At 56.0% G+C, this 441-nt stretch carries 1 protein-coding gene; it reads right to left on the bottom strand.

Going from position 1 to position 441, the window contains the following annotated elements; genetic code table 11:
* The coding region (locus tag EOA13_RS37635) for a hypothetical protein (protein ID WP_164780699.1) at positions 1 to 424 on the bottom strand (424 nt) is incomplete at its 3' end.
* Positions 425 to 441: the final 17 nt, after the last annotated feature.

Genomic DNA, 441 nt, shown 5'->3' with positions numbered 1-441 from the left:
GACCGTTCTCGAACCACTCCATGAGAAACAGATTGTGGCTATTGGAGTACCCGCTAGGAGACACAAGATGGTAGTGACCGAACCCTTCTCCAACCAGCAAATTGTTCCGTTGTGCATGCTGCCAGTCCTCAGCGAACTCATCGTTGCGAGCCGCCATGGCGTACTCGTAAGTGGCGCTCAACGTTCCAGCGGAAAAACGGCCCTTCCAACTTTCGATAAGCTGGCCGGAGATGTCCAGCGAACTCCCGTGCTCCAGGACGAGAATCACGCACGGCACCAAGAGTAGTGCCGCGCCCCCGGCGAACGCCAGTCGAACCGACTGAACTAGCCGAATCGATAGGAGGAAGCCCGCGAACATCACGGCGATGAATAACGACGTTCGAGACATCGATAACGTCACGGAAACCAATGTCAGGCCGAGCATCAAGAAGACGCTTGCGA

The organism is Mesorhizobium sp. M7A.F.Ca.US.011.01.1.1 (genome assembly GCF_003998295.1).
Classification (GTDB): domain Bacteria; phylum Pseudomonadota; class Alphaproteobacteria; order Rhizobiales; family Rhizobiaceae; genus Mesorhizobium.
The sequence above is the reverse complement of the archived record's forward strand: the minus strand, read 5'-3'. Positions and strand labels throughout refer to the sequence as shown.